This is a genomic window from Lactobacillus sp. UMNPBX12 (assembly GCF_002553955.1).
Lineage (GTDB): Bacteria > Bacillota > Bacilli > Lactobacillales > Lactobacillaceae > Lactobacillus > Lactobacillus crispatus.
In genome coordinates this window covers 50,814-77,154 of record NZ_PCYY01000002.1, presented here as the reverse complement: position 1 = coordinate 77,154, position 26,341 = coordinate 50,814, and the positions used below count along the sequence as shown (strand labels likewise).

The window sequence follows — 26,341 nt, the reverse complement described above, 5'->3', positions numbered from 1 at the left end:
AGAATATTAAAAAAGGCGGTCTCAATTGACCGTCTTTTTCTATAGTGGAGACTGTTAAATGGCAATAAAGATTGTAATGATTATTTTTATCCTTCTCCTACTGTTAACCTCGTGGTACATGTGGCACAGAAGGAACGGACATTTTTTAATTTATGACATTGGTGGCGATCCACGCTTGAGCAATATTCTTAAGTGGACTTCAGTCGCCCTTTTAGCTGAAAGTATTTTAGGGATTATTTTGCTATTCATGGGTAATAAATATTTGAACTTAATCACCTTATTCTTAGCTTCATTAACTATTTTGGCTTTTGGTTTATCAATTACTCAAAATAAAGAATAATAATTCACTAATGACAAGCAAAATTTTGGTAAAATAGAATATAGGAAGAGGTGCTTATATATGCTTTCACAATACAAGAATATTCAAGTTGCAGTTGATGGTTCAAAAGAAGCTGACTTGGCATTCAGCAAGGCTGTAGCCATCGCCAAGCGTAACCATGCAACACTAGAAATCTTACACGTAATTGATACTCGTTCTTTCCAAAATGTTTCAAGTTTTGATTCAGCAATGGTAGAACAAGTTTCTAAAGATGCTGAAAAGAGAATGAAGGATTACCAAGCTCGTGCCACTAAGGCTGGCGCTGAAGATGTTCACTACTCTATTGAATTTGGTTCACCTAAGACAATCATTGGACATGACTTCCCTAAGAAGCACAATATTGATTTAATCGTTGTGGGTGCTACTGGTTTGAACGCTGTTGAACGTCTGCTCATCGGTAGTGTTACCGAATACGTAACCAGAACTTCTAAATGTGACGTCTTGGTATGTCGTACTGAAGAAGTTAAGGATGCTTTGCAAGGCTAATTATTTAGCTTTAATAACCGATAAAAAAATACCTCCAAAATTCAGATTTGAATTTTTGGAGGTATTTTTTTAATGTTATTTCTAAAAATCGCCAGCCGTACTGAACATGTAATCACGATTATGGAACTTCATCGACAAGATCAAACCAATCCCAATCATGTTCCCCATTAAAGCTGAACCACCCTGAGAAACAAATGGCAATGGAATACCTGTCAATGGCAATAAATCAATATTCATCCCAATATTTTCAAATACGTGGAACAAGATCATCATGATAACACCAGTTGCAATGTATGAATAAAATACATTTCTGGTATCGAACGAGATTTTTACCATTTGAATAATCAGGTATAAATAAATCAAAATCAATGCTACACAGCCGACAAAACCAAAGTTTTCACCAATTACCGAGAAAACCATGTCTGATCCACGAACTGGAACATAAACACTAGCTTTGCCAAAGCCATTACCAAATAGCTGACCCGAACCGATTGCCTTCATACTTTGCCATAACTGATAAGCTCCTGATGAAGTATCACCAGATGGGTCGAGCCAAGACTTAATTCGTTCAAATTGATATGCTTGAAAGAAATGACTCAACAATGATTGCCCAGCCGACGTAGTTACTAATACAATAACCCCAATAGCTGCTAAAATCACAATACCATATAACGGTACAATAATTTTCCAAGAAATCCCTGATACTAAAACCACGCCACCAACGATGGCAATAAATACTAACATAGTACCAAAGTCATTCTGTAACTTTAGTAAAATTGCTACCGGTGCCAGCCAAGCAATAATTTTGCCTAATAACAACCAATCGGTCTTAATCGTGTGACCATATTTATCATTATGCTCTTTGACCACTCGAGCCAACATCAAGATAAAAGCTGGCTTCATAATTTCTGAAGGCTGAAAAGTAATCGGCCCTAGTTTGAACCAACTTTTCGCACCTGTATCTGCAGCTACGCTTCTGTTATATAAGAATAGCACCGCAATCAGCAAAAATATTCCGATTCCAAAGAAAATTGGCGCAATCTTAAACAACTGTTCTGCATCAAACTGCATCACAACCACAATAATTGCAATTGAAATCAAGTACCATAATGCCTGCATAACTACTGCCCTAACAGGTGAACCAATATGACTAGGATCACCTAATGCAGCAACATAGATACAATACAAGCTAATTAAAGCCAAGAGTAGCACTGGTATAATAATATTCCAGGCTAATCGATCGAATAGACTCGTTTCATTTTCAACTTTTGCCATTAAACAATCACTACTTAAATTTTATTTTTCATGTAAGGTGAAGTATGAAAGTAAATCGTTAATACTGCTTTCAAGACTATTAGCAAATAAAATATTACTAGTCTTAGAAGTAGTAGCGCGATAACGACCTTCCACCTTTTCAATTAAACCAATGGACTTCTTGTTAGGAATAATAACTTCCCAAGTTGGTAAATTCTTTCCTTTAAGTTCATTAACTTCAATATCAATATTTTCTAACTTTTTAGACATAAATCCTCCTACTTGCTATCCGGATGAAACTTAGAAGATATAATCGGGTCTTCATATCGTTCCGGATGTGGATTTCGAAAAATAGTAAAATTATCAGGAACTGGATCTACCCCGCCCCTAATAAAAGGGTTACACCTTAGTATACGACAAATTCCCATAATTAACCCTAAAATTGGGCCATGTTTTTTCAACGCGTCAATCATATAATTAGAACACGTGGGATAATACCGACAACTTGGTGGTAATAACGGTGAAATCACTGTCTGATAAATACGTACAATAAAAATCAAAATCTTACGCAAGTAATTTCCTCACTTAGTGACGTTGATGCTTTTCAATATTTTTAAGCAAAGTACCAGTTCCTAAAGCTACTGCTTCCAATGGATGATCAGCAATTAAAACTGGAACTTGCAAATAATAAGAAATCAACTTATCAATATTCTTTAATAGGGCTCCACCACCTGTTAGCATGATTCCGCGATCAATAATATCTGCTGAAAGCTCTGGTGGAGTTGTTTCCAATACTTCTTTAGCTGCTGCAATGATTGACATCAAGCCTGGTTCTAAAGCCTTTTGAATCTCTGGTGCAGTAACTGTAGTCTGCTTAGGCAAACCATCAACTACGTCACGACCACGAACAGTAATTTGTTCATCTTGGTCTGGTTCAAAGGCGCTACCAATTTCAATCTTAATTTGTTCGGCAGTTCTAGAACCTATTAACAAATTATGCTTATTCTTAATGTAACTGATGACAGCCTGGTTCATCCGATCGCCAGCATAACGTAATGATTGAGAAGTTACAATTTCACCCATTGATAAAACTGCAACGTCAGTGGTACCACCACCGATATCAATCACCATATTACCTTGCGGTTTAAAAATATCCAAGCCTGCACCAACAGCCGCAACTTTAGGTTCAAAGTCTAAATAAACCTTGCCGCCACCAGACTTCTCAGCTGCCTGAATAATTGCTTTTTGTTCAATTGAAGTAACTCCAGTAGGAGCACAAATCAAAATATTTGGCTTGGACATAAAGCCTTTTACATTTAATTTTTCAATAAAGTAAGACAGCATTGCTTCGGTAATGTCAAAATCAGCAATTACCCCATTCTTCAAGGGGCGAATTACTCGAATATTACCTGGAGTTCTTCCCACCATCTCATATGCCTCTGAACCAACTGCAACTACCTTGTTTGTATCGGTATTTACAGCTACAACAGAAGGTTCATTTAATACGATACCTTTACCAGAGACATTGATCAGTACGTTTGCTGTCCCCAAATCAATTCCTATATCTCGTGCCACGATAACCCTCCATAATTATTCATCGTCCATTTTACCATAAATAATCATGACTTTCCTTTACTGTCCTTGTTTTAACACAATCTTTAAAACAAATTACTCAATTGCATTGAAGTATCGATAAAAGTAATGACAAAATTGCCAACTAAAAAGCCTAAGCCAATTGCAATAAATAAATATAATAATTGCGTTTCAAAAACATGGCCTTTACGAATAATTTTATCTAGTTGAATTGCTTTAACTGCTTGAAAAGATAAGCCAATCGCAATCAAATATATAATGATACTAATAATGGCATGAACGCCTAATTGAAACATATATTTTCCTCAATTTTGACAAAAAAAGACGGATGCAGCATTTTGTGCATTCGTCTCTTCCTTCTTCTAGTGACCTTTAGTATTGTACACGCTAATTCTGTTCATTGCTCGTCTTAAAGCAACTTCAGCACGTGCCATAGTTTGTTCGTCATGTTTTTCCCGTGCTTCCTTCAAACGTTGCTCAGCGCGTTGCTTCGCTGCCTCAGCACGAGAAACATCAATGTTTCTTGCGCGTTCAGCACTATCTGCAATAATCGTAGCAACATTATTCGAAAACTCAATATAGCCACCGGAAATCGCAATATGATCAACTACTGAATCCATTTCACGGCTTCGCTTAATCTTAACCTCACTAATAACTAGTGGAGTTAAAAGTGGTACGTGGTTATACATGATTGAACGTTCACCATCAACAGCGCGTACATCAACGATGCTTCCACGATGGGAATAAATCATTCCATTAGGAGTTACAACATTTACTCTAAAAAGCTTTTCTGGATCTGCCATTTGACATCACCCTACTTTTCTAGCAATGCTTTAGCTTCGGGATCACTTGGAGTTACACCCATAGATTGTGCTTTCTTCAAAACATCTTCGATCGGGCCAACACCACGGAAGGCATCTTCTGGTAAGTCATCAAGGTGACCATCCAAAATAAGCTTAAAGCCCTTAATGCTTTCCTTAATTGGAACATATGAACCAGGTACACCAGTAAATTGTTCAGCAACGAAGAAGTTTTGTGACAAGAAGAATTGAACTTTACGTGCACGTGCAACGATCAATTTTTCTTCATCAGACAATTCATCCATACCCAAAACAGAAATAATATCTTGCAATTCGTGGTAACGTTGCAAAACATGTTGAACACGAGTAGCAACTTCGTAGTGTTCTTGACCAACAACTTCAGGGTCAAGGGCACTTGAAGTTGATTCAAGTGGGTCAACGGCTGGGTAAATACCTTGTTCTACCAAACTACGTTCCAAGTTAGTAGTAGCGTCCAAGTGTGCGAATGTGGTTGACGGAGCTGGGTCAGTATAGTCATCGGCAGGAACATAAACAGCTTGAATAGAAGTAATTGAACCCTTCTTAGTTGAAGTAATTCTTTCCTGCAATTGACCCATTTCAGTTGCCAAAGTTGGTTGGTAACCAACGGCACTTGGCATACGACCAAGCAAAGCTGAAACTTCTGAACCAGCCTGAGTAAATCTGAAGATATTGTCGATAAAGAGCAATACGTCTTGTCCTTCAACATCTCTAAAGTACTCAGCAAGAGTCAAACCAGTCAATGCAACACGCATTCTGGCACCAGGCGGCTCGTTCATCTGACCAAATACCATGGCAGTTTTACTTAAAACGCCTGAAGCTTTCATTTCGAAGTAAAGGTCATTACCTTCACGAGTTCTTTCACCAACACCAGTAAATACGGAAATACCACCGTGTTCTTGAGCGATGTTGTGAATCAATTCCTGAATGATAGTTGTTTTACCAACACCGGCACCACCGAACAAACCAACTTTACCACCACGTACATATGGTTCAAGCAAGTCGATAACTTTAATACCAGTTTCAAGGATTTCTCTACTGGTAGTTAAATCTTCATATTTAGGTGCTTCTTTGTGGATACCTTCACGAGGGTGATCTTTTGAAAATTCTGGACCGCCATCAATTGGTTGACCCAAAACGTTGAACACACGACCTAAAGTATCTTCCCCAACTGGAACTGAAATTGGAGCACCAGTATCTTCAACCTTCATACCACGGCGAAGACCATCGGTAGATTCCATGGCGATCGTTCTTAAGACACCATCACCGAGTTCAAGCGTAACTTCAAGGACGATGCTTTCATCCTCTGATTTGATTACGCGCAAGGCATTGTTAATATCAGGTAAATTCTTATCGATTGGGAATTTAACATCGACAACTGGGCCGATTACTTGAACGATTTCACCTTCACTCAAAACATCTACCTCCTTTTCTTTATTACTCTAAGTTTACTCTAAGGCATTTGCACCACTGATAATTTCGGTAATTTCAGTAGTAATTTGTGCCTGTCTAGCACGGTTTAATTTTGTAGTTAAACTTGATACCAAATCATTGGCATTATCAGTCGCACTTTGCATAGCTGTCATTGAACTAGCATGTTCTGCAGTCTTGGCGTCTAGAATGGCACCATAAATTGTTGAACGAGCATACTGTGGCAACAACTTAGTAAGCACACTATTAATGTCTGGTTCGATATCATATTCTAATTCTTTATGTGCTTCAGCTTCTTTGACACCAATATCTAAATCGACGATTGGTAACATTTTTTCAACACGAAAAGCAGATGATAATGAGTTAACGTGGTGAGTATAACATACGTAAAGCTGGTCATAGACACCATTCAAAAACATCTTAATTGCGGTTGAAACAATTGGTAATGCTTCATCAAAAGTTGGTACATCTGAAACACCATTCTTTTCATAAACAACGTTAATATTGTTCTTTTTAAAGAATTGTGCCGCAACCGAACCTACAGCAAGAACTTTGATATCGTGTCCTTGAGCACGTTCGTCCTCAAAGATACTCATCATATTCTTAATGACATTGCTGTTATAAGAACCTACAAGACCACGGTCACCTGAAATTACCAAGAAACCTGTTGTCTTGACATTCTTACGTGGCTGAATCATATCTGCTGTAATCCCCAAACCAAAGACATCAGTATAATCAATTTGAGCAACATTGTTCTTATCAATTGAGACGTCTTTTTCACGTAGATTATCAACTACTTCTGAGCTAATTAAACGAGAAATAGTTCTACGAATATGGTCGTTATAAACGGTATAACCTTTATCACGATTTTCAGTTTGGTTCAACTTTGAAGCAGAGACCATTCTCATAGCTTCTGTAATCTTACCAGTTTGTTTTACTGAAGCAATTTTTTTCTTTAACTCAAGTAAAGATGCAGGCATATTCTACCTCCTATTTCTCACTTGGTGTAAAGCTCTCACTGAATTCTTCAATTGCTGCTGACAATTTCTTATCATCTGGCAATTGACCAGTTTCACGAATTGTCTTGAGCAAATCAGCATGACTGCTGTCAAAGTTATCAAATAATTCGTTTTGGAAACGAGCAATATCTTCAACTGGAACAGCGTCAAGATATCCGTGAGTCAAAGCATAAAGAATCACAACTTGCTTTTCAACAGGAATTGGATCATGAAGTGGTTGTTTCAATACTTCAACGGTTCTTTGACCTCTATTCAACTTAGCTTGAGTAGCTTGATCAAGATCACTACCAAATTGAGCGAAACTTTCAAGTTCACGGTAAGCTGCAAGGTCAGTACGCAAAGTACCAGCAACCTTCTTCATTGCCTTGATCTGGGCGTTACCACCAACACGAGAAACTGAGTTACCAGCATCGATGGCTGGACGAGTACCAGCAAAGAACAAATCGCTTTGCAAGAAAATCTGTCCATCAGTAATTGAAATTACGTTGGTTGGAATATATGCAGAAATATCCCCAGCTTCAGTTTGAATAATTGGCAAAGCTGTTAATGAACCGCCGCCAAGTTTGTCATTCAACTTAGCACTACGTTCAAGCAAACGTGAGTGTAAGTAGAAGACATCACCTGGATAAGCTTCACGACCAGGCGGACGACGGAGAAGCAAGGAAAGTTCACGGTAAGCGACGGCTTGTTTGGATAGGTCGTCAAATACGATTAATACATCCCTGCCATTGTACATAAATTCCTCACCCATAGCAGTACCAGCATATGGTGCAATATAAAGCATTGGTGCTGGCTCACTTGGGCCCGCTTCAACAACAATGGTATAATCCATTGCGCCAAAACGCTTTAAAGTTTCTACTTGAGTTCTAACGGTTGATTCCTTTTGACCAACAGCAACGTAAATACAAATTACGTCTTGCCCCTTTTGGTTAAGGATAGTGTCGATGGCCAAACTAGTTTTACCAGTCTTACGGTCACCGATAATCAATTCACGCTGACCACGACCGATTGGAACTAAGGCATCGATAGCCTTAATACCAGTTTGAAGTGGTTGATCAACTGATTGTCGATCCATAACCCCCGGAGCCTTGGCTTCAATTGGACGACTCTTGTCAGTCTTAATTTCACCCAAACCGTCCACTGGTTGACCCAATGGGTTAACTACTCTACCGATTAAGGCGTCACCAACAGGAACTTCCATGATTCGTCCAGTTCTTTGAACACGGTCACCTTCACGAATATTGTCAAATTGACCCAAAATAATGATACCTACATCATTTGATTCAAGGTTTTGTGCAATACCGTATGAGCCGTTATCAAACTTCAATAACTCACCAGACAAAACATCGTTAAGTCCGTGAGCACGGGCGATACCATCACCAACATAAGTTACAACACCAACTTCGCTGATGTCGAGCTTATCGTCGTAATGTTCAAGTTGTTGCTTGATCAAGGAACTAATTTCTTCCGCTTTAATGCTCAATGGTTTCACCTCTTTTAATTTTTATCAATTATCTGCGCACGGATCTTCTTCAGTTTATTCTTAACTGATCCATCAATCACGCGATCTTCTACTTGAAGAACCACGCCGCCTAAAATACTTGGATCAACTTTATTCTCTAGACGCACCACGTTTAGGTTATATTTCTTAGCAAAACTTTCACCTAAACGTTTGAGTTGATCATCATCTAGCTTAACAGCCGTAGTTGCAACGCCAGATGCGACCTTCTTTTCATTATCATAAAGTAAGACAAAGCGATCAATAATATCGATCAAATCAGCAAAACGATCATATTTAAGTAACAAATTCAAAAAGTTTTGAACCTCATCTGAAAAATCTTTTTCAATTGCAGTCAAAAGATCCTTTTTATCTTTATTACTTAAAATAGGATCGCTCAAGACACTAATGATTTGTGGATTGGCTTCAGCAGCCTTTTTTAATTCCACCATTTCATTATAAACAGTGTCTAATGCATCATTGTCTTGCGCATAACCAAATAGTGCGGCACCGTAGCGTGCTGCAATTTCTTCTCTACTTAAAGCCATTAATCATCCAACCCCTTAATAAATTGGTCGACTAAATCTTTTTGGTCTTTAGCAGATAAATTCTTAGCAATTACTTTTTCAGCGATTGCTACAGAAATATCAGCAACTTGATCGCGTGCAGAATTCAAAGCGTCTGCTTTTGCCTGAGCGGCATCTTCATTAGCCTTTTTGCGAATTGCTGCAGCATCTTCGTTTGCATTTGCTACGATTTCTTTACTTGTGTTTTGCGCGTTACTCTTAGCGTCAGAGAGAATTTGTGTTGCTTCTTGTCTTGAGTTCTTCAAGGCAGATTCACGCTCATTAGCAAGCGTTTCAGCTTTCTTTCGTTCACTAGCAGCTGAATCCAAGTCATCAATAACTTTTTGCCGCCGCTTTTCCATCATATCTGATACTGGTCCCCAAGCAAAGTGCTTAATAAGAAGCATCAAGATGGCAAAACAGATCAAATACCAGATAGCATTACCTAAGTAAATATGTGAGGCTGCAAATAATGTTTGAATAGTCATTTACTGCCCTTCTCTCTTTAATACTATTCCTTTAAACAGAAAATTATCTCTTTTTATTAAAGGAACAAAATCAAGAAGGCAACAACGATAGCCAAAATAGGAACGGCTTCGATCAAACCAACACCAATAAACATTGTTGCTCTCAAGTTACCTGCACTTTCAGGTTGACGAGCCATACCTTCAAGAGTCTTTGAAATAACTTTACCGTTACCCAATGATGCAGCCAAAGCTGCTAAACCAGCTGCAATGGATGCAGCAAGATATTTAAAAGCTTCTGACATAAATTTATACCTCCAAAAATTTATTCTGTAGTAACCTTCTTACCAATGTAAACCATTGATAAAGTTACAAAAACATATGCCTGGATAGAGCCAATGAAGACAGAGAAACCTTGCCAAATCATGGCTAATGGAGCTGCCAAAACTAACGTAAATGGTCCACCAGCATGTGCTAGATCATTACCAATTAAAGTTAGCAAAACTTCACCAGCATAAATATTCCCATATAGACGTAATGATAAGGTTAAAAAGTTGGTAAACTCTTCAATTAAATTAATTGGAAGCATAAAACCAACTGGTTGCGTATAGCTCTTCAAATATCCGCCAACACCAAATCGTTGTACGCCGAATGTGAACGATAGAAGCAAGGTCATCATTGCAAACGACATTGTCGCTACTGGATCAGCAGTTGGTGATTTAATAAACATCCAATCATCAACTTTGACTTCCATGAACATCCCTAATTGGTTCATAAACCAAATAAATAGGAATAAAACAAATGCATATAGTGATAGGTGATTTTGAGCATCCTTGTCGCTAACATTATCTTTAACAATGCCGTTAGTGAAATCAAGTAAATACTCGAACACATTTTGTCTCTTATTGGGTTTCATTTCAACTTTTCTTGAAAGCCAAATGCAGATAAATAAAACTGCTAAAGCCATTAGCGTTGAACCGATAATACCAGAAAGTTCAAAATTCAAGCCCATGAATTTAAAAACAAATGATTTCTCCATTACTTCGTGACCTCCCTTCTCGTGCTGAATAAAACTCGAACACGTAAATCATCTTAACACCAAAAAAGGTCTTTGTGTAAAATGAAAGCGCATTAGAGAAAATATTTTTCTAAAAAGGACGATTACTTAGTACCAAATAGTCTGTCACCAGCATCACCCAAACCTGGGAAAATATAACCATTATCCATCAATTTGTCATCTTCAGCAGCTGCATAAATGTCAACGTCAGGATTTGCTTCTTGAACTGCCTTAATACCTTCTGGAGCAGCTACCAAAACAGCAAGCTTAATTTCCTTAACACCACGCTTCTTCAATGCAGCAATGGCATCATTAGCTGAGCCACCAGTTGCAAGCATTGGATCAACGACTAAACATTCACGTTCAGCAATATCCTTTGGAGCCTTGAAGAAATATTCATGTGGCTTCAAAGTCTTTTCGTCACGGTACATCCCGATAACGGCAATCTTAGCTGAAGGAACCATTTCAAGGACACCATTAAGCATCCCCATACCGGCACGTAAAATTGGCACAATTGTCAACTTCTTACCAGCAATTTCCTTTTGGACAGTCTTACCCATTGGTGTTTCAATTTCAACATCTTCAAGTGGCAAGTCTCTAGTGATTTCATAAGTCATTAACCCACCAATTTCACCAACAATGCGACGGAATTCATTTGAACCCGTATCCTTGCGACGAATAATAGTCAATTTGTGTTGAATCAATGGGTGATCCAAAACTACGAACTTTCCCATATATGCCTCCTATTAACAAATAATATAATTCACTAAACATTTTAATCAAAAACGCAAAGGGTTTAAAGCCCTTTGCGTTTTATTTTTTTATTTATTGAAATGATGTCCACCTGCAGCTTTATTCAATCGATTCATGTAAGCTAAACTTTCTTCACCTTCATGAAATCCTTGTACATAAATAGTTTCGATATCATCTTGATCATCGAAATAGCGCAAGCCACCAAATAAGTTATGATCGGCATCAACTAAATTTTTACCCAGGTCAAATTTATTTGCTTGAGGCAAATTGATTTTAGCTAAAACTGGCGCTAAAGCTGCTACACCAGTTTTTTCATTAAAATCAATTTTTGCAAAATCAGCAGGATCATCAACCACGACTACCGGCTCACTTGGCGCATAATGACGGTATTTCATCCCCGGTGCCTTAGGTATATCTTTGTCTGACACTTTGCCCGTGTTAATTAAAACTTTTTCACCTAAAACTTCGCTTAACTCTTCTGGAGTAATTTCACCAGGACGAAGAACGATTGGTGTTTCTACCGATAAGTCGATAATTGTCGATTCTAATCCCACACGAGTAGGGCCGTCATCAATAATTCCGGCAATCTTCCCTTTTAAATCATGGTAAACGTGCTCTGCAGTAGTAGGACTAGGCTTAGTTGAGGTATTAGCCGATGGTCCTACAATTGGATAACCCAATTTAGCAATTAAATCATGAGTCAATTGATCATCAGGACAACGAAATGCTACAGTATCAAGTCCCCCAGTAACTGCATCTGGCAGAGTTCCTGGTTTAACAAACAATAGCAATGTCAAAGGACCTGGCCAGAAATGTTTAATTAATTTCTTAGCTCTTTCTGGAACTTCTTTAGCATACTTAGCCATCATTTCTTCGTCAGAAACAGTAACGATCAATGGGTTATCGCTTGGACGTCCCTTAGCAGCATAAACGCCCTTCACAGACTTTTCTTTGGTTGCAATTGCACCTAGACCATAGACTGTCTCAGTTGGAAAAGCAACCAATTCACCCTTAGCTAACAACTTAACTGCATCATTGATTTGATCTTTTTTAAAAATCTTCGTTTCCATCGTTCTTATTTTTTCCACCTTCCATGAACCATGCGTGGCTTGCCGGCCATATCTTTTCTAAATTCGATTTCAAAATCAGGCAATTCTTTAGCAAACAATTCCTTCAGTTGTTCTTCTTCGCTAAAACCAAATTCTAAGAAAAATTCTCCATGGCTATTCAAATGCTCACGCACTTGCTTAGCAAATTTCTTATAGAAGTCTAGACCATCTTTGCCAGCAAAAAGAGCTTCTTTAGGTTCATTTTGCAAGACATTTTCATCCATTGCATTCTTTTCGCTTGTCTTAATATACGGCGGATTAGAGATGATCTTATCAAACTCTTCTAAGCCCAACAGCACGTTGGCTTTACGAGTAGTTACATCAAGATCATAAGTTAAAAAGTTTTCCTCACTTGTTCTTAAGGCAGTATCCGTTACATCACTAGCATATAAAGTTAAATCTGTAATGCCTTTCTTCTGTGCTTCTTTAGCTAAAGCCACGGTAATACATCCAGAACCGGTACCCAAGTCAAGGACTTGATCACCTGATTTAAGTGTCTGCAATGCCCATTCAACCAATTCTTCAGTTTCAAAACGAGGAATCAAGACACCGCGTTGCACCATAATTTTATAGCCCAAAAACCAAGCATAACCCAAAATATACTGTGGAGATATGCCCTTAGCCAATTTTTCGATATCTTTATTGGCCTGCTTAATCTGGTCAGCAGTTAAGTCCATTTCTTGCTTCAGTTCAAATTCACTTGGTGTCAAGCCTAAGCGCTCTGCTAGAACATAATCAACATCCTCAGGACGCGCATTTTCAGCACTCTCACCCGCTTTAATACGCATCTGCTTTAAAGTCATTTTAGGCATTTTGATCAGCCAACTCCTCTAATTGCTTAGTTTGGTTGTAAAGAATTAATGCATCAATAATTTCATCAAGTTCACCGTTCATCACACGATCAAGCTTGTTAATGGTTAAGCCGATGCGGTGATCTGTTACACGATTTTGTGGATAGTTATATGTTCTAATTCTTTCGGAACGATCACCAGTACCAACTGCATTCTTTCTCTTAGCATCGTACTGAGCTTGATTTTGACTTTCATAATAGTCATAAACACGTGATTTCAAAATTTGCATTGCCTTTTCACGGTTCTGTTGTTGACTACGTTGATCCTGCATTGCAACTACAATCCCGGTTGGCAAGTGAGTCATTCTAACGGCACTAGAGGTCTTGTTAATGTGCTGACCACCGGCACCACTTGAACGGTAAACATCAACACGAATATCCTTAGGATCAATATCAATGTCTACTTGCTCATATTCAGGCATAACAGCAACAGTGGCAGTTGAAGTATGAACACGTCCTTGAGATTCAGTTACTGGAATCCGTTGAACACGGTGTGCACCATTTTCATACTTTAATTTCGAATAAACCTTGTCACCAGTAATCATGATTGCCACATGTTTATAGCCGCCAACCTCAGTAGGTTCTGAATCAATCATTGAAACCTTCCAGTTTTGACGTTCAGCATATTTTTCATACATTCTAAGCAAATCGCCAGCAAACAAAGAGGCTTCGTCACCACCGGCAGCACCACGGATTTCCATGATAATATCTTTATCATCGTTAGGATCCTTAGGCAACATCAAAATCTTGATTTGATCTTCAAGCTCGGGAATTTCTTTCTCAATTTCAGAATTTTCTTCCTTAGCCATTTCAATTAAATCAGGATCAGTTTCACTGGAGATAATTTCTTTATTATCTTCAATCTCTTTTTTGTCCTCTTTGTACTTCTTATATTTTTGTACTACTTCACGCAAATCAGCTTCTTCCTTAGAAATCTCCATGTAGCGCTTAGTATCATTAATAACTTCAGGATCGGCCATCATTTCCTGAAGTTCTTCATAGTGAGCTACTAGACCCTCTAATTGAGCCATAACTTTATCCATAAACTAAAAATCCTCTCTATCTTTCAACACCTGGGTGAAAGTAATGATAGCGACAAACAGGATAGTAACTTTCATCGCCACCAATTTGTACTTGTTCACCCTCATAAACAGGCTTGCCATTATTAATTCTCAAATTCATTGTTGCCTTGTGTCCACAATAATGACAAATGGTCTTCATCTCTTCTATTTTATCAGCAAAAATCAATAAATTTTCACTACCTTCAAATAGATGATTTTGAAAATCGTTTTTTAAGCCAAAGGTCATTACTGGAATATTGAACACATCCACAATTTTAGCGCATTCTAAGACATGATGTCTCTTCAAAAATTGTGCCTCATCAATTAACACACAAGCTAGTTTACCATTACCATCAGCAACATCTGCTTTGTTCATCTTTTTAATATAATCAAATAGATTCATATCAGCAGTAATTGGAATTGCTTCTCGGTGAAGTCCAATTCTAGAAGCAACGGTTCCTACACCGCTACGATTATCCAAGCCACTGGTCATTAGGGCAATCTTGCGCCCCTGTGCTTCATAATTGTGAGCTACTTTCAAGATCTCAATTGTTTTGCCACTGCTCATTGCACCATAACGAAAAAATAATTGCGCCATGCTGGCCCTCCCTTTTAACAAAAAGTCTTCGCCTTAATAGTATAGAGGAAAAAATAAATTTGTGTAGGTATTAAACCTCGTTTTCATCCTCGCTCTATGCTAAACTTAGACATAGTTTTAAAGTGAGGGATGTACATGAGTTTTAAATCAGGAATTGCTAAAGTTGCCGGTAAATCAAGCTATTGGTTTTTGCATAATGCCCTTAAGGGCGGCACCAGTTTTCCAGGCAAATTAGCAATGAAAATTGATCCAGAAGTTTTAAATTCTTTAGCCAAAGGCTATGAAACTGTTATTGTCACGGGAACTAATGGTAAGACAATGACTACTGCTTTGATTGTTGAAGCTTTAAAGAAAAAGTATGGTGATGTGTTAACTAATCCATCTGGTTCCAACATGCAACAAGGAATCGTGACCGCTTTTTTGGCTCACAAGCACAAGAGAGTTAAAAGAAAAATCGCTGTTCTAGAAGTTGATGAAGCAAATGTTAAAATGGTGACCAAATTACTTCATCCTAGCGTCTTTGTATTAACCAACATTTTCCGTGATCAGATGGACCGTTATGGTGAAATCTATACCACTTATGACAAGATCGTTAATGGTATTAAATTAGCACCTGACGCTACAATTATCGCTAACGGAGATGCAAGCATTTTTTCATCAGTTGAATTGCCTAATAAGAAAATTTTTTATGGCTTTAAACTTCCTGATGACAAACCTGAAAACGACTTCAAGGCTCCAGTCAATACCGATGGTGTTCTTTGTCCAAAATGCGACCACATTTTACATTATCATGAACGTATTTATGCCAACTTAGGTGACTTCTTCTGTCCTAACTGTGGCTACCACCGTCCTGATTTAACTTTTACAGTTAACAAGATTATTGATCGAACACCTAATAGCTCAACGTTCCAAATGGGCAACAAGCAATATTCCATTAATATTGGTGGTACTTATAACATTTATAATGCCTTAGCCGCCTATTCTGTTGCACGCCACTTTGGATTAACTGAAGCTGAAGTTGCTCAAGCTTTTGCAGAAAATAAACGGATCTTTGGTCGTCAAGAATTAATTCACTATGGCGATAAGGATATCGATTTAATTCTAGTTAAAAACCCAGTTGGTTTGGATGAAGTCTTGCACATGCTTAATACAGAAAAAGATGATTATTCACTAGTTGCCTTGCTTAATGCCAACCACGCTGATGGAATTGATACTTCTTGGATTTGGGATGCTGATTTTGAAGGATTAGACAAAGAAAAGATTAAAAAGATCCTCGTCGGTGGTCAACGCTGGCATGATATGGGCTTTAGACTTGAAATTGCTGGCTTTGATCCAGGACAAATGAGTACTAATCCAGATGATGATAGCCTAATTGAAGAAATTAAAAAACTGCCAACTAAGAAGGTCTATATTCTTTCAACTTATACTGCAATGCTTGCACTTAGAAAGAAGATGGCCGAAAAGAAAATCATTAAGGCTGGTATGTAAATAGAAAGGATTCCCGCGGGAATCCTTTTTTGTGTACAAAAAAAGCTGTAGCTCTAATGCTACAGCCTTTCTAATTATTGGGATATTGGGGCTCGAACCCAAACATCCAGGAACCAGAATCCTGTGCCTTACCAATTTGGCTATATCCCAGTAAATCACCCGTACGAGAATTGAACTCATAACTCCACCTTGAGAGGGTAGCGTCTTAACCATTTGACCAACGGGCGAATCAACATTTATAATTATGCTTTTTTCTTCTATGCTTGTCAAGTAATTTTGACTATAATAATGCTAATGGATGGTGAAACATGATCGACTTTAATAAAACACAGCATTTAATTGAATCAATGGTTTTTGAACGCGTTGTTCCAGGCGTCAATTACACTTTTATCAAAAATAAGCAAATTTTTACATCAACTACTGGTTTTGCTAGTATCTACCCAGAAGTTACTCAGCTGAGCCCTTTTGCAGAATACGACCTAGCTAGTTTGACTAAGGTTTTAGCAACAGAAAATGTCTTGCTTAAGCTTTATGACCAAGGCAAACTTAACTTTACTGAGCCCTTGCAGCAATTTATTCCTGAATTTAAAGACCCGCGTGTACGCCTTTATCACTTGCTAACCCATACTAGTGGCATTCGTGGCTGGATCCCCCACCGTGACAAACTAGATCATGATGCCTTACTACAAGCAATTATCAATCTGCCAGTAACTGACGAATTTGAACACAAGATGCGGTATGCCGATACAAACTTTATCTTACTTGGATTAGTTATTAAAAAGATTTTTGGTAAACCTGTCCAAGAAGTAGTCACAGAGCAAGTCCTCAATCAAATGCCGCTTGAAAATACTACTTTTTCACCACAAAAGGATGATTGCGTGCCTACTGCCCTAGTTGATGGCCATGTCTTGCAAGGTATTCCACATGATCCTAAAGCTAGACAACTTGGAATAGATTGCGGTTCTGCTGGCTTATTTTCCAATCTTCAAGACTTAGTTACCTTCGCCCAAGGTTATTTAGGACTAAAGGATGTTTTACCTTATAGTCAAAAGACTGTCAGCCAGCTATTTGATAATAAAAATCCCCAAGGCATAAAACCACGCTCTTGGGGATGGGACCTTCGGTTTGATCCAAAGCAAAATTATCCGATCATTTTGCACACCGGTTTTACTGGTACTTTAATTATTCTTGATCGCATCAAACGCTCTGGTCTAATTTTATTGACCAATCGAGTCCATCCGACTGGACACAACACTGTTTTCTTAGCTATGCGCGAAAAAATTATCCGTAGTTTTATAAACGAAAACGCCAAAATATAATTTATAGAAAAAAGACGGCTGTGTGTCAGTCGTCTTTTTATCTCTCACTAAATTTCATCATCCGTCTAGTATTATAACTTATTTTAACGCTAATGTACTAGTCAAATATTATTTTTCTGCTTTAAACATTTTCCAGTAGCTAATTAAAATGATCAATGCCATTAACAAGGTAAAGTAAAAGGCTGCCTGACTACCTTGAGCTGTCGCCAGTGCATAGGACGCTGAACCCTTTTTCTGCCAAATCGACATAATTGCTGCTAAGATAGTTGTTCCTACAGAACCGGCTAATTGCTGGCTAGTCTGACAAACTGCGGTTGCATCGGCGCGCAATGCTCCTTTTTCTACCTTCAAAGCTTCAGCTAGCGTGTTAGAAAATGACATTCTGTGTCCTAACATTATGATGCCATAAATAATAATGATCATCATCGCAGTCAAATTTAAGCCAAAAATAGCAAATAACAAGCAGCTGATCGCCATTAAGAAGCCACCTAAATAAAGTGGCAATTTAGCTCCTTTTTTATCATATAGGCTACCAAAATATGGATTGAGTAGCCCTGCAATAATACTACCTGGTAGCAAAATCAAACCACCAACTAAAGATGTTTGCTTTCCGACAATTTGGATGTAGTTAGGCAATACAAAACTGATACCAATATTATTAAATTGCAATAAAAAGTAAGCTAACGCACCATAAACAAACGCTTTTTGCTTAAATACGGCTAGATCTAACAATTTCTTGGATGATTTTTTAGATAATCTAACAAATAACCAAATTAAAATTGCAGTCACAATTAATAAAATCCACATTAAAGGATTAGCAAATCCATTACTAATTTGATTTACGCCTAATGTCAAAGTAATAAATGCTATAGCTAAAACGATAAATGATAGCCAATCAAAACTATTTTTAGTTTGTTCATGATACTTACCGACTACAAATAGCCCGGCAACAAAAACAATGATCGCAAAAATTGTAACAAAACCAAAAATCCAGCGCCAGTTAAGATAAAAAGTAGTGATACCGCCAAATGCTGGTCCTAAAGTCGGTGCCATAGCTACTACTAAGCCGGCGATTCCCATGTAAACGCCCCATTTTTTGCGAGGCATAACTTCGGTTACTAAGTTAAACATCAACGGTGTACTTAATCCTGCACCTAGAGCTGAAATCAGCCGACCTAACAGTAAAATAGGAAAATTAGGTGCTACAGCACTAATTACGCTTCCAATCATAAAACCAACGCAAGCAACAATAAACAATTGCCGCGCAGTAAAACGTTCATTCAAATATGAAGAACAAATCATAATAATCGCAATCGCCAATAAATATCCTGTTGTCGTCCATTGAATTATATCCAAACCGACACCAAATTGCTTCATCATCGTAGGAAAAGTGACGTTTAAACTAGTTTCCGTCAAAATTCCGACAAATGACATAAACGCAGCTGATAATACTGCTAAAACATTTTTAGTATTCTCTTTCACGCAAAAATCCTTTCCACAAAAAAAGAAAGAGCAAAAAACCTTTGTTTCCTACTCTTTCTTTAATTAGCACAGCTAATTATATTAATACGCATACTATCAAATATGCTGAGTATTTTTATTAAAGACGCTTAGTTAAATCGTCGTGTAAATCTTCGTAACCTGGTTTGTTAAGAAGACCAAACATGTTACGTTTGTATTCTTCAACACCTGGTTGGTTGAATGGGTTAATGCCATTCAAGTAACCTGAAATAGCAATAGCTAATTCAAAGAAGTAAATCATGTAACCTAAAGTGTGTTCAGATTGATCTGGAATGTTAACAGTCATAACTGGAACACCACCATCAGTGTGAGCCAAAACAACACCTTCATAAGCACGATCGTTTACGTAGTTCAAGCTCTTACCTTCCAAGAAGTTAAGTTGGTCAAGGTTCTTTTCATCACCTGGAATCTTAACATCATGACGAGGATTTTCAACACGGATAACAGTTTCGAATAAGTTACGTAAACCTTCTTGGATGTATTGACCAAGTGAGTGAAGGTCAGTAGTGAAGTTAGCGCTTGATGGCCAGATACCCTTGTTGTCTTTACCTTCTGATTCACCCATCAATTGTTTGCACCATTCACCAAACATTCTAAGACTTGGTTCATAGTTTTCAACAATTTCAGTAGTGTAACCCTTACGGTAAAGGATGTTACGAAGTGCTGCGTATTGGTATGGAGTTGCCTTTGACAAATCAGTGTCAGTGTAATCAGCACGAGCGTCTGCTGCACCCTTCATCAATTCATCAATATCAGCACCAGCTGCAGCAATTGGAAGTAAACCAACAGCAGTGAGAACACTGTAACGACCACCAATGTCATCTGGAACTACAAATTCTTCATAACCTTCAGCATCAGCTTCAGTCTTTAAAGCACCCTTTTGACGGTCAGTAGTTGCGTAAATTCTCTTAGCAGCTTCTTCTTTACCGTACTTCTTAATTAACTTATCTTTAAAGATTCTAAATGCTACTGATGGTTCAGTAGTAGTACCTGACTTAGAAATTACGTTAATGCTGAAGTCCTTGTCGCCTAACCATTCAATTAAGTCGTAAAGGTATGAACCTGAAAGTGAGTTACCACAGAAGACAACAGTTGGCATATCGCTGTCAGCCTTACCATAGAAGTTACTGTTCAAGAATTCAATTGCAGCTTGTGCACCAAGGTATGAACCACCAATACCGATACAAATTAAAACATCTGAATCGTTTTGAATCTTCTTGGCAGCCTTCTTAATACGAGCGAATTCATCCTTGTCATAATCTACTGGCAAGTCAAGCCAACCACGGAAATCATTACCAGCACCGGTACCTTCACGGAGTTCAGTGTTAGCAGCATTTACCATAACTTGCATTTCACTTAATTCATTTTCGTGAACAAATGGAGTTAATTTACTACTATCAAATTTAATTAAACTCATAAATCTGCTTCCTAACTAAATAAAATATTTTTCACAAACCTATTTTAACAATCTTGATTTATAAATACCAGTACATTATAAGCGCATTCAGGCTTTTTTGACAATTTTAAAAATCACATAACCCAAAATTGCTCCACAAGTATTGAAGAAAACATCATCAATATCGCTAACCCCCGTCACCAGCAAAAACTGCAGAGTCTCAATTCCCACTGAAAACAGCATCCCCATCAGTACCGTCCTTAAAAACGTTGCTCTTTTTGAAAAAACAATGGGGAAAAAAATGCCAAATGGCACAAAGCACAAGACATTGCCAAAAGAATTATAAAAGAAATCCAAATGACTGGGAGCATAGACTAATTTCCAAGTTTCCTTCATGAATACCAAGTTAATATCACTCAATGGCCTAGAGAAATTAAAATCAAGCTGCCACGGAAAGTAGGTATTTCTAAAAGTTGTCAGCATCAAAACTAAGATTATGTAAAAAGAAAAGACCCAAACGCTAGCTTCAGACCTAATTGATCTTCTGCGGCGCACCAAAAGAAGCCAAATTAAACGCAATACAGCAAAAATTAAAAAATAAAATATTGTTTTATCCAGCGCTAATAAGGTTAATTTAACTAATGCAAAGTGGTTAATATTAGTTGCATACTGTTTAGCTAAAAAACTATAAAGTGGGCCCAAAAATAGCATACTTTGCCTCTTTCCAAAATATTCATTATAGATTATACCTATTTTCACGGCTGGAAAATCTTAAAAAAAAGATAACTCTTAGCAAATTATTGTTTTAAAAGAGGTGAACCATTAAAATTAAAAGATGTTAAAGGAGCATTATATGGAAAAAAAGAAAATTATCAGTTTTATTCAAACACGAACGGGCTTTTTAACCCTTTTAGTTGTTTGTTTCTGGCTGAAATATATTTTTGCAGCTTATTTTGATTTCAATTTAGGCTTGAGCGACCCGTATCAACATTTCATTATGTGGCTCAGCCCCGTAGGGTCCGCCATCATTTTAATCAGCTTCGGTTTTTATATTCCTAAACCGCTGATCTCTTACATCACAATGTTAATTTTAGACTTTGCCAATACGGCATTGCTTTTTGCAAATATTATCTACTATCGTCAATTTTCGGACTTTTTAACAATTAAAACGATGTCTAACGTTGGTAAAGTTTCGCAGGGTCTAGGTAAAAGTACCGTTGCTCTTCTGCATCCAACAGACATTATTATCTGGATTGATTTGATCGTTATTGTTACTTTACTGATCATTCATAAAATCAAAATTGATCAAAGATCTTATGGTTTATCCACTCCCTTTGCGATTACCTCAGTAGGCGCATTTATCCTAACCCTTAACATTTTTTTGGCAGAAACTTCTCGTCCGCGCTTATTGCGCAACACTTTTGATCGCTCCTATGTCGTTAAATACCTTGGTATTGACACCTTTACCGCTTATGATTGCTTCAAGAGTGCGCAAAATGTTCAAGTCACTAAAAATGCCAACGCTGCAGACTTGAACCAGATTTTAACTTTCACCAAAAAACAAAATGCTGCTCCATCTTCCTCATATTTTGGTATTGAGAAAAACCGCAATGTGATTATCATCCACTTAGAAAGTTTCCAGCAATTTTTAATTAATCTTAAGGTTAATGGCAAAGAAGTGACGCCGTTTCTAAATTCACTTTATCAAAATAAACATACGCTCAGTTTTAACAACTTCTACCACCAAGTTGGTCTAGGTAGAACCAGTGACGCGGAAAACATGCTAGAAACTAGTACTTACGGTATTCCCGACGGATCTTTATTCACTTCTTTAGGTTCGGAAAACACCTTTCAAGCTGCACCGCAAATTTTGCGTCAAGATGGCTATACTTCCGCTGTCTTTCACGGCAACGTCGGTAGTTTTTGGAATCGAAATGATGTTTATAAAAATATGGGCTATAATTATTTCTTTGATAAAAATTACTATAGCTCCCAAAGTAAAGATGCAAGCGGCTATGGGTTAAAAGATAAGCTGCTTTTTGCCGAAAGCGTTAAATATTTAGAGCAGATGCAGCAGCCTTTCTATGCTAAGTTCATTACGGTAACCAACCACATTCCGTTTAACTTAGATAAAGAAGACAAGGACCCTAACTTTAAGACTACAAACACTGCCGACCAAACTATCAACAATTACTTTGAAACTGCCCACTACCTAGATGAGGCATTGCGTGAATTTTTCCACTACTTAAAGTCTTCTGGTCTTTACAAAAACTCAATGGTAGTCATTTATGGTGATCACTATGGGTTAAGTAATTCTGAAAATGAAACCTTAGCACCAATTATTGGTGAAAGCTCTGACACGTGGAATACTTACAATAATGTTCAAATGCAGCGTGTTCCATTCATGATTCATGCCAATAATTTGAAAGGAAAAATTAACCATGAAATTGCTGGTGAAATTGATGTCTTGCCAACACTGATGCATTTGCTCGGTATTAACAATAAAAACTATGTCCAATTCGGTAGCGACATGCTTTCGCCTAAAAGACAAAATTGGATCGTCTTTCGTAATGGGACCATTGTCAGCTCCAGATATATCATAGTTGGTGCTAAAGGAATCAAAGGTACCGTTTATGACCGAGTTAGCGGTAAACAAATCATTAATTTTACTCCTCAAGAGAAAAAAGAAATCTCTGAGCTAGCACAAAAGGCCAAGGCATCATTACACTATTCTGACTTATTAAACAACCACAATTTGTTACGCTTCTACACCCCAACTGGCTTTGTCCCTGCTGATCCAACCCAATTTGATTATTCCGTCAATTATCAAAAAATGATCGCTATCAGAAATGAATTAGCTGGCAATTCCACCTCGCTTTATAGCAGACATCGCGGTACAACTACTAATCTTTACCGTACTGATGCCGCTGAACTAAAAGATAGAAAACAAGAAATTACCCAAGTTCCTGACAGCGTTAAAAATATTAAAGAGAATAAGAATAAGAAAAACAAAAACAGTTCAGAAAATACCAATAACTAAAAAGAACGCACAGACCTTTCAAGAAAAACTGTGCGTTCTTTTTTTAGTTTTTAGCTACAAACTGTTCATAGCCCTTGTCATAAAAGGTCACGGTGAATGTGGAACCTTTACCTGGTGCGGAAAATACTTCTACTTTGCCACCATGTTGCTTAATCAAAGAAGAAACAATCGCAAGTCCCAAGCCTGATTCGCCAGTTCCCATTCGAGCACGCGATGGATCACCCTTGAAAAAGCGTTCAAAAATATACTTAGTCTGATTCTTGCTCATGCCAATACCATTATCCTTAACCGATAATTGTGTTCCATGCTCTATCCGTTTACCCGAAATAATAATTTTGCCATCATGAGTGAATTGAATCGCATTTTGAACTAAGTTAACCATTACCTGGGTAAAACGGTCACGATCTGCATAAATAGGCAACTGATCAGGTGCCTCTACAACCAGCTCATCGTTGGCTTTAGTTGCATTTTGTTTTAATTGCGACTTCAAATCATGCAGAATAATTGTGGCATTAAAGTTAGTCTTAACCAGCATAATTTGATTATTTCGAATCTTTTCATAGTCCAAATTTTCATTGACTAACCGAATTAATCGTTTAGTTTCGCGCTGCATTAACGCGATTGACTTCGGTTTAGAATCCTCTGGGATAGCATCGTATTGCAAGCCCTCTAGAATGCCATTAATTGTTGTCAATGGCGTCCGCATTTCATGAGCAGCATCAGCCATGAATTGGTCTCGTCGCTCTTCCTGAGCCTTAACCTCTTCGTTCGACTGCTTCAAAGCCTGCACCATTTTATTGAAATTCTCAGCCAATTGATCAATTTCATCGCTATCTTTATGCTCAATTTGCACATTAAAGTTACCTGATGCAACTTTTTGCGTAGCACGTGATAATCGCTTAATTCGTTTAGTTGAATAATAAGAAATAATAAAGCTCAGCAACAATCCAACCGCTACAGTAATTAACAATGCACGCAACAAATTGCGTTTAGCCATTAAAATCGGTCGCTCAACATGCTTTACTCTCGATCCTATCCAAACAATGCCAACAAGATTTTTGCCATTCATCCATGGAACCAAAACCCCCGTGTAGGCATCCTTAGTTGAACTAATCGGTGAATTTTCATTATGATTATTTTGAATTCTAATCTCTTGCCCATTTTTTAAAGTAGTAAAAACTTCTTGCGAAAGCTGAATTCTAGCCTTTGTTTTGGGATAAATCTGCTCATTTTTATCATTAAAAATACGTAAATGAGCATCATCACCACGAAGAATATATTCTAATTGATTCAGGAAGTTATTGCTAAGTAATGCAGTTCCATTTTGGCTATCAGCTTCTGCCAAGTTTCCCAAAGAGTTAGCGTAGCTTTCCATCCGCTGGTAGTTTTGCGTATAAGCTTGATTACGCGCATAACCAATCTCTGAGTAACCAATAATCGAGATAGTTGTCACAATAATGAGTAAGAAACTCAACATATTTTGGTAAATTAATTTCATTATTTGACCTGCGAATCATCAAACTTGTATCCGACGCCCCAGACAGTTTGGATCACCTTGGCACCAACCTTCTCTAATTTCTGTCGAAGCTTTTTAATATGAGCATCAACAGTTCTTTCTTCACCATAATACTCATAGCCCCAAACTAGTTCTAGTAATTGGTCACGAGAAAAGACTTGTCTAGGCTTTTGTGCCATTGTATACAGCAAATCAAATTCTTTTGGTGTCAAACCCATTACCGGCTGATTATCAAATAAAACTTCTCGTCTATTTTTTGAAATTTGTAAATGATCAGTTGTAATTTCATAATCTTGATTATCTTTGTGCGGATTAGTTGGTTCTTCTTCCATCATTATCCGACGATGCAAGGCCTTGATTCGTGCAATCAAAGCAATCGGACTAAAAGGCTTAGTAACGTACTCATCGGCACCAATTCCTAAGCCTAATACCTGATCAGATTCGCTTCCACGCGCAGTAAGCATAATTATCGGTACTGTTGGCGAAATTGCCCGTACTTCTTTAGCTACTTGAATCCCATCTTTTTTAGGTAAGTTCAAGTCTAGCGTAATTAGATCATACTTATCTGCATTTTCTTTAAACATATCGACAGCTTCGACACCATCGACAGCAATATCTTGTTGCCAACCTTCTTTTTTGAAGAACATTCCCATCATTTCAGCAACAGAAGTGTCATCTTCAACCATTAATATTCTCAAATTCATTATTGATCCCTAAATCCTTTTGTTCTCTGACGTTTCACTTGATCAGGATCGACATAATCATGTGGCAATTCATGGCGCTCATACAGAAATTTCTTCAAACTTTTTTCGGTACAAACGATTGGCAATAAGATAAATAAATAAAATGTTAACAGCCAAATGAGAAAATAGCGATCCCAATTCAAATAGTGAATGATTACTCCTAACAGTGCTTGAATAAACCCAAACAGGATACAATACCAGCTTGCCCGTTTCTGAGCAAACTTAAAACTATCCTGGTTAACTTGCGCAAGATAAGATAAATAGCCATAAATTCGGTTGGGCCTTTTGGCTGGCGTAATCAGCCAAATCAACCCTACCGCCACCATAACTAAGCCACAAGCGACATAGATCACGATTTCTC

Annotated in this window: 29 protein-coding genes and 2 tRNA genes; 5 read left to right on the top strand and 26 right to left on the bottom strand. The window is 37.7% G+C overall.

Features of this window, described 5'->3' with window-relative positions; all coding sequences use genetic code 11:
- The first annotated feature begins 58 nt into the window (after positions 1-58).
- Complete coding sequence (locus CP363_RS01305; protein WP_005718786.1) at positions 59-340, top strand: hypothetical protein; 282 nt, start codon at positions 59-61, stop codon at positions 338-340.
- Between the two features lie 60 nt (positions 341-400).
- Positions 401-865: a universal stress protein gene (locus tag CP363_RS01300; protein ID WP_005718784.1), complete on the top strand. Its 465-nt coding sequence runs from the start codon at positions 401-403 to the stop codon at positions 863-865.
- Between the two features lie 81 nt (positions 866-946).
- Here CP363_RS01300 and CP363_RS01295 read toward each other — a convergent pair whose 3' ends face one another.
- The 18 genes from CP363_RS01295 to CP363_RS01210 form a co-directional block, all read right to left on the bottom strand.
- Positions 947-2,140: an FtsW/RodA/SpoVE family cell cycle protein gene (locus tag CP363_RS01295; RefSeq protein ID WP_013086115.1), complete on the bottom strand. Its 1,194-nt coding sequence runs from the start codon at positions 2,138-2,140 to the stop codon at positions 947-949.
- 21 nt (positions 2,141-2,161) lie between these two features.
- On the bottom strand, positions 2,162-2,389 hold the full coding sequence (locus CP363_RS01290) for a DUF2969 domain-containing protein (protein ID WP_013086114.1): 228 nt from the start codon (positions 2,387-2,389) through the stop codon (positions 2,162-2,164).
- 8 nt (positions 2,390-2,397) lie between these two features.
- Positions 2,398-2,691, bottom strand: coding sequence for a membrane protein insertion efficiency factor YidD (yidD, locus tag CP363_RS01285; protein WP_013086113.1), 294 nt, complete (start codon positions 2,689-2,691; stop codon positions 2,398-2,400).
- Positions 2,692-2,704: 13 nt separating this feature from the next.
- A complete protein-coding gene (locus tag CP363_RS01280; RefSeq protein ID WP_013086112.1) occupies positions 2,705-3,694 on the bottom strand; it encodes a rod shape-determining protein in 990 nt (329 codons plus the stop codon).
- Between the two features lie 83 nt (positions 3,695-3,777).
- Entirely contained in the window at positions 3,778-4,008 is a 231-nt protein-coding gene (locus tag CP363_RS01275; protein ID WP_013086111.1) for a DUF1146 family protein, read from the bottom strand.
- Positions 4,009-4,074: 66 nt separating this feature from the next.
- The gene (locus CP363_RS01270) at positions 4,075-4,515 is read right to left on the bottom strand and encodes a F0F1 ATP synthase subunit epsilon (RefSeq protein WP_023488076.1); all 441 of its coding nucleotides are present in this window, start codon (positions 4,513-4,515) and stop codon (positions 4,075-4,077) included.
- Positions 4,516-4,526: 11 nt separating this feature from the next.
- On the bottom strand, positions 4,527-5,966 hold the full coding sequence (atpD, locus tag CP363_RS01265; protein ID WP_035443063.1) for a F0F1 ATP synthase subunit beta: 1,440 nt from the start codon (positions 5,964-5,966) through the stop codon (positions 4,527-4,529).
- A 33-nt stretch (positions 5,967-5,999) separates the two neighbouring features.
- Complete coding sequence (locus tag CP363_RS01260; RefSeq protein ID WP_098035720.1) at positions 6,000-6,962, bottom strand: F0F1 ATP synthase subunit gamma; 963 nt, start codon at positions 6,960-6,962, stop codon at positions 6,000-6,002.
- Between the two features lie 10 nt (positions 6,963-6,972).
- Positions 6,973-8,484 (bottom strand): F0F1 ATP synthase subunit alpha, encoded by a 1,512-nt coding sequence (atpA, locus tag CP363_RS01255; RefSeq protein WP_005721378.1) that lies wholly within the window; start codon positions 8,482-8,484, stop codon positions 6,973-6,975.
- Positions 8,485-8,498: 14 nt separating this feature from the next.
- Positions 8,499-9,047, bottom strand: a complete 549-nt coding sequence (gene atpH, locus CP363_RS01250; protein ID WP_013086110.1) for an ATP synthase F1 subunit delta — start codon at positions 9,045-9,047, stop codon at positions 8,499-8,501.
- Positions 9,047-9,553 (bottom strand): F0F1 ATP synthase subunit B, encoded by a 507-nt coding sequence (gene atpF, locus CP363_RS01245; RefSeq protein ID WP_098035719.1) that lies wholly within the window; start codon positions 9,551-9,553, stop codon positions 9,047-9,049. Before atpF ends, atpH begins: the two co-directional genes overlap by 1 nt.
- A gap of 56 nt (positions 9,554-9,609) precedes the next feature.
- A complete protein-coding gene (gene atpE / locus CP363_RS01240) occupies positions 9,610-9,834 on the bottom strand; it encodes a F0F1 ATP synthase subunit C (protein WP_005718768.1) in 225 nt (74 codons plus the stop codon).
- Between the two features lie 20 nt (positions 9,835-9,854).
- Positions 9,855-10,568, bottom strand: a complete 714-nt coding sequence (gene atpB, locus CP363_RS01235; protein WP_005728516.1) for a F0F1 ATP synthase subunit A — start codon at positions 10,566-10,568, stop codon at positions 9,855-9,857.
- Positions 10,569-10,690: 122 nt separating this feature from the next.
- Entirely contained in the window at positions 10,691-11,320 is a 630-nt protein-coding gene (upp, locus tag CP363_RS01230; protein WP_005718766.1) for a uracil phosphoribosyltransferase, read from the bottom strand.
- Positions 11,321-11,407: 87 nt separating this feature from the next.
- On the bottom strand, positions 11,408-12,409 hold the full coding sequence (locus CP363_RS01225; RefSeq protein WP_023488069.1) for an L-threonylcarbamoyladenylate synthase: 1,002 nt from the start codon (positions 12,407-12,409) through the stop codon (positions 11,408-11,410).
- Between the two features lie 5 nt (positions 12,410-12,414).
- Positions 12,415-13,260 (bottom strand): peptide chain release factor N(5)-glutamine methyltransferase, encoded by an 846-nt coding sequence (gene prmC, locus CP363_RS01220; protein WP_013086109.1) that lies wholly within the window; start codon positions 13,258-13,260, stop codon positions 12,415-12,417.
- On the bottom strand, positions 13,253-14,341 hold the full coding sequence (prfA, locus tag CP363_RS01215; RefSeq protein WP_098035718.1) for a peptide chain release factor 1: 1,089 nt from the start codon (positions 14,339-14,341) through the stop codon (positions 13,253-13,255). The genes prmC and prfA overlap by 8 nt, the downstream gene beginning before the upstream one ends.
- 16 nt (positions 14,342-14,357) lie before the next feature.
- On the bottom strand, positions 14,358-14,957 hold the full coding sequence (locus tag CP363_RS01210) for a thymidine kinase (RefSeq protein ID WP_089143150.1): 600 nt from the start codon (positions 14,955-14,957) through the stop codon (positions 14,358-14,360).
- Between the two features lie 135 nt (positions 14,958-15,092).
- On the opposite strand from CP363_RS01210, the gene CP363_RS01205 reads away from it, so the two are divergent.
- The gene (locus CP363_RS01205; protein WP_013086108.1) at positions 15,093-16,445 is read left to right on the top strand and encodes a Mur ligase family protein; all 1,353 of its coding nucleotides are present in this window, start codon (positions 15,093-15,095) and stop codon (positions 16,443-16,445) included.
- Between the two features lie 77 nt (positions 16,446-16,522).
- Here CP363_RS01205 and CP363_RS01200 read toward each other — a convergent pair.
- Together CP363_RS01200 and CP363_RS01195 are read right to left on the bottom strand one after the other, a co-directional pair.
- Positions 16,523-16,595: transfer RNA gene (locus tag CP363_RS01200), tRNA-Gln, on the bottom strand.
- Positions 16,596-16,600: 5 nt separating this feature from the next.
- Positions 16,601-16,672, bottom strand: a tRNA-Glu gene (locus CP363_RS01195).
- Positions 16,673-16,753: 81 nt separating this feature from the next.
- Between CP363_RS01195 and CP363_RS01190 the strand changes: the two genes are divergently transcribed.
- Positions 16,754-17,764, top strand: a complete 1,011-nt coding sequence (locus tag CP363_RS01190) for a serine hydrolase (RefSeq protein WP_057726800.1) — start codon at positions 16,754-16,756, stop codon at positions 17,762-17,764.
- A gap of 108 nt (positions 17,765-17,872) precedes the next feature.
- On the opposite strand, the gene CP363_RS01185 is transcribed toward CP363_RS01190, so the two are convergent.
- The 3 genes from CP363_RS01185 to CP363_RS01175 all read right to left on the bottom strand — a co-directional run bounded on the left by CP363_RS01185 (position 17,873) and on the right by CP363_RS01175 (position 21,392).
- Positions 17,873-19,246 (bottom strand): DHA2 family efflux MFS transporter permease subunit, encoded by a 1,374-nt coding sequence (locus tag CP363_RS01185; protein WP_089149923.1) that lies wholly within the window; start codon positions 19,244-19,246, stop codon positions 17,873-17,875.
- A gap of 118 nt (positions 19,247-19,364) precedes the next feature.
- Complete coding sequence (locus CP363_RS01180) at positions 19,365-20,702, bottom strand: glucose-6-phosphate isomerase (RefSeq protein ID WP_054832884.1); 1,338 nt, start codon at positions 20,700-20,702, stop codon at positions 19,365-19,367.
- Positions 20,703-20,789: 87 nt separating this feature from the next.
- Positions 20,790-21,392 carry a VanZ family protein gene (locus CP363_RS01175; RefSeq protein WP_005721383.1) on the bottom strand — a complete coding sequence of 201 codons (603 nt, stop codon included), beginning with the start codon at positions 21,390-21,392 and terminating at the stop codon, positions 20,790-20,792.
- A 124-nt stretch (positions 21,393-21,516) separates the two neighbouring features.
- On the opposite strand from CP363_RS01175, the gene CP363_RS01170 reads away from it, so the two are divergent.
- The gene (locus tag CP363_RS01170; protein WP_198995774.1) at positions 21,517-23,721 is read left to right on the top strand and encodes an LTA synthase family protein; all 2,205 of its coding nucleotides are present in this window, start codon (positions 21,517-21,519) and stop codon (positions 23,719-23,721) included.
- Positions 23,722-23,764: 43 nt separating this feature from the next.
- On the opposite strand, the gene CP363_RS01165 is transcribed toward CP363_RS01170, so the two are convergent.
- Genes CP363_RS01165 through CP363_RS01155 form a run of 3 tightly spaced genes read right to left on the bottom strand, consistent with a single transcriptional unit; the run spans position 23,765 to position 26,333 of the window.
- Entirely contained in the window at positions 23,765-25,219 is a 1,455-nt protein-coding gene (locus CP363_RS01165) for a HAMP domain-containing sensor histidine kinase (protein ID WP_098035716.1), read from the bottom strand.
- A complete protein-coding gene (locus tag CP363_RS01160) occupies positions 25,219-25,941 on the bottom strand; it encodes a response regulator transcription factor (RefSeq protein WP_098035715.1) in 723 nt (240 codons plus the stop codon). Before CP363_RS01160 ends, CP363_RS01165 begins: the two co-directional genes overlap by 1 nt.
- The gene (locus CP363_RS01155; RefSeq protein WP_098035714.1) at positions 25,941-26,333 is read right to left on the bottom strand and encodes an SdpI family protein; all 393 of its coding nucleotides are present in this window, start codon (positions 26,331-26,333) and stop codon (positions 25,941-25,943) included. Before CP363_RS01155 ends, CP363_RS01160 begins: the two co-directional genes overlap by 1 nt.
- Positions 26,334-26,341 lie beyond the last annotated feature (8 nt).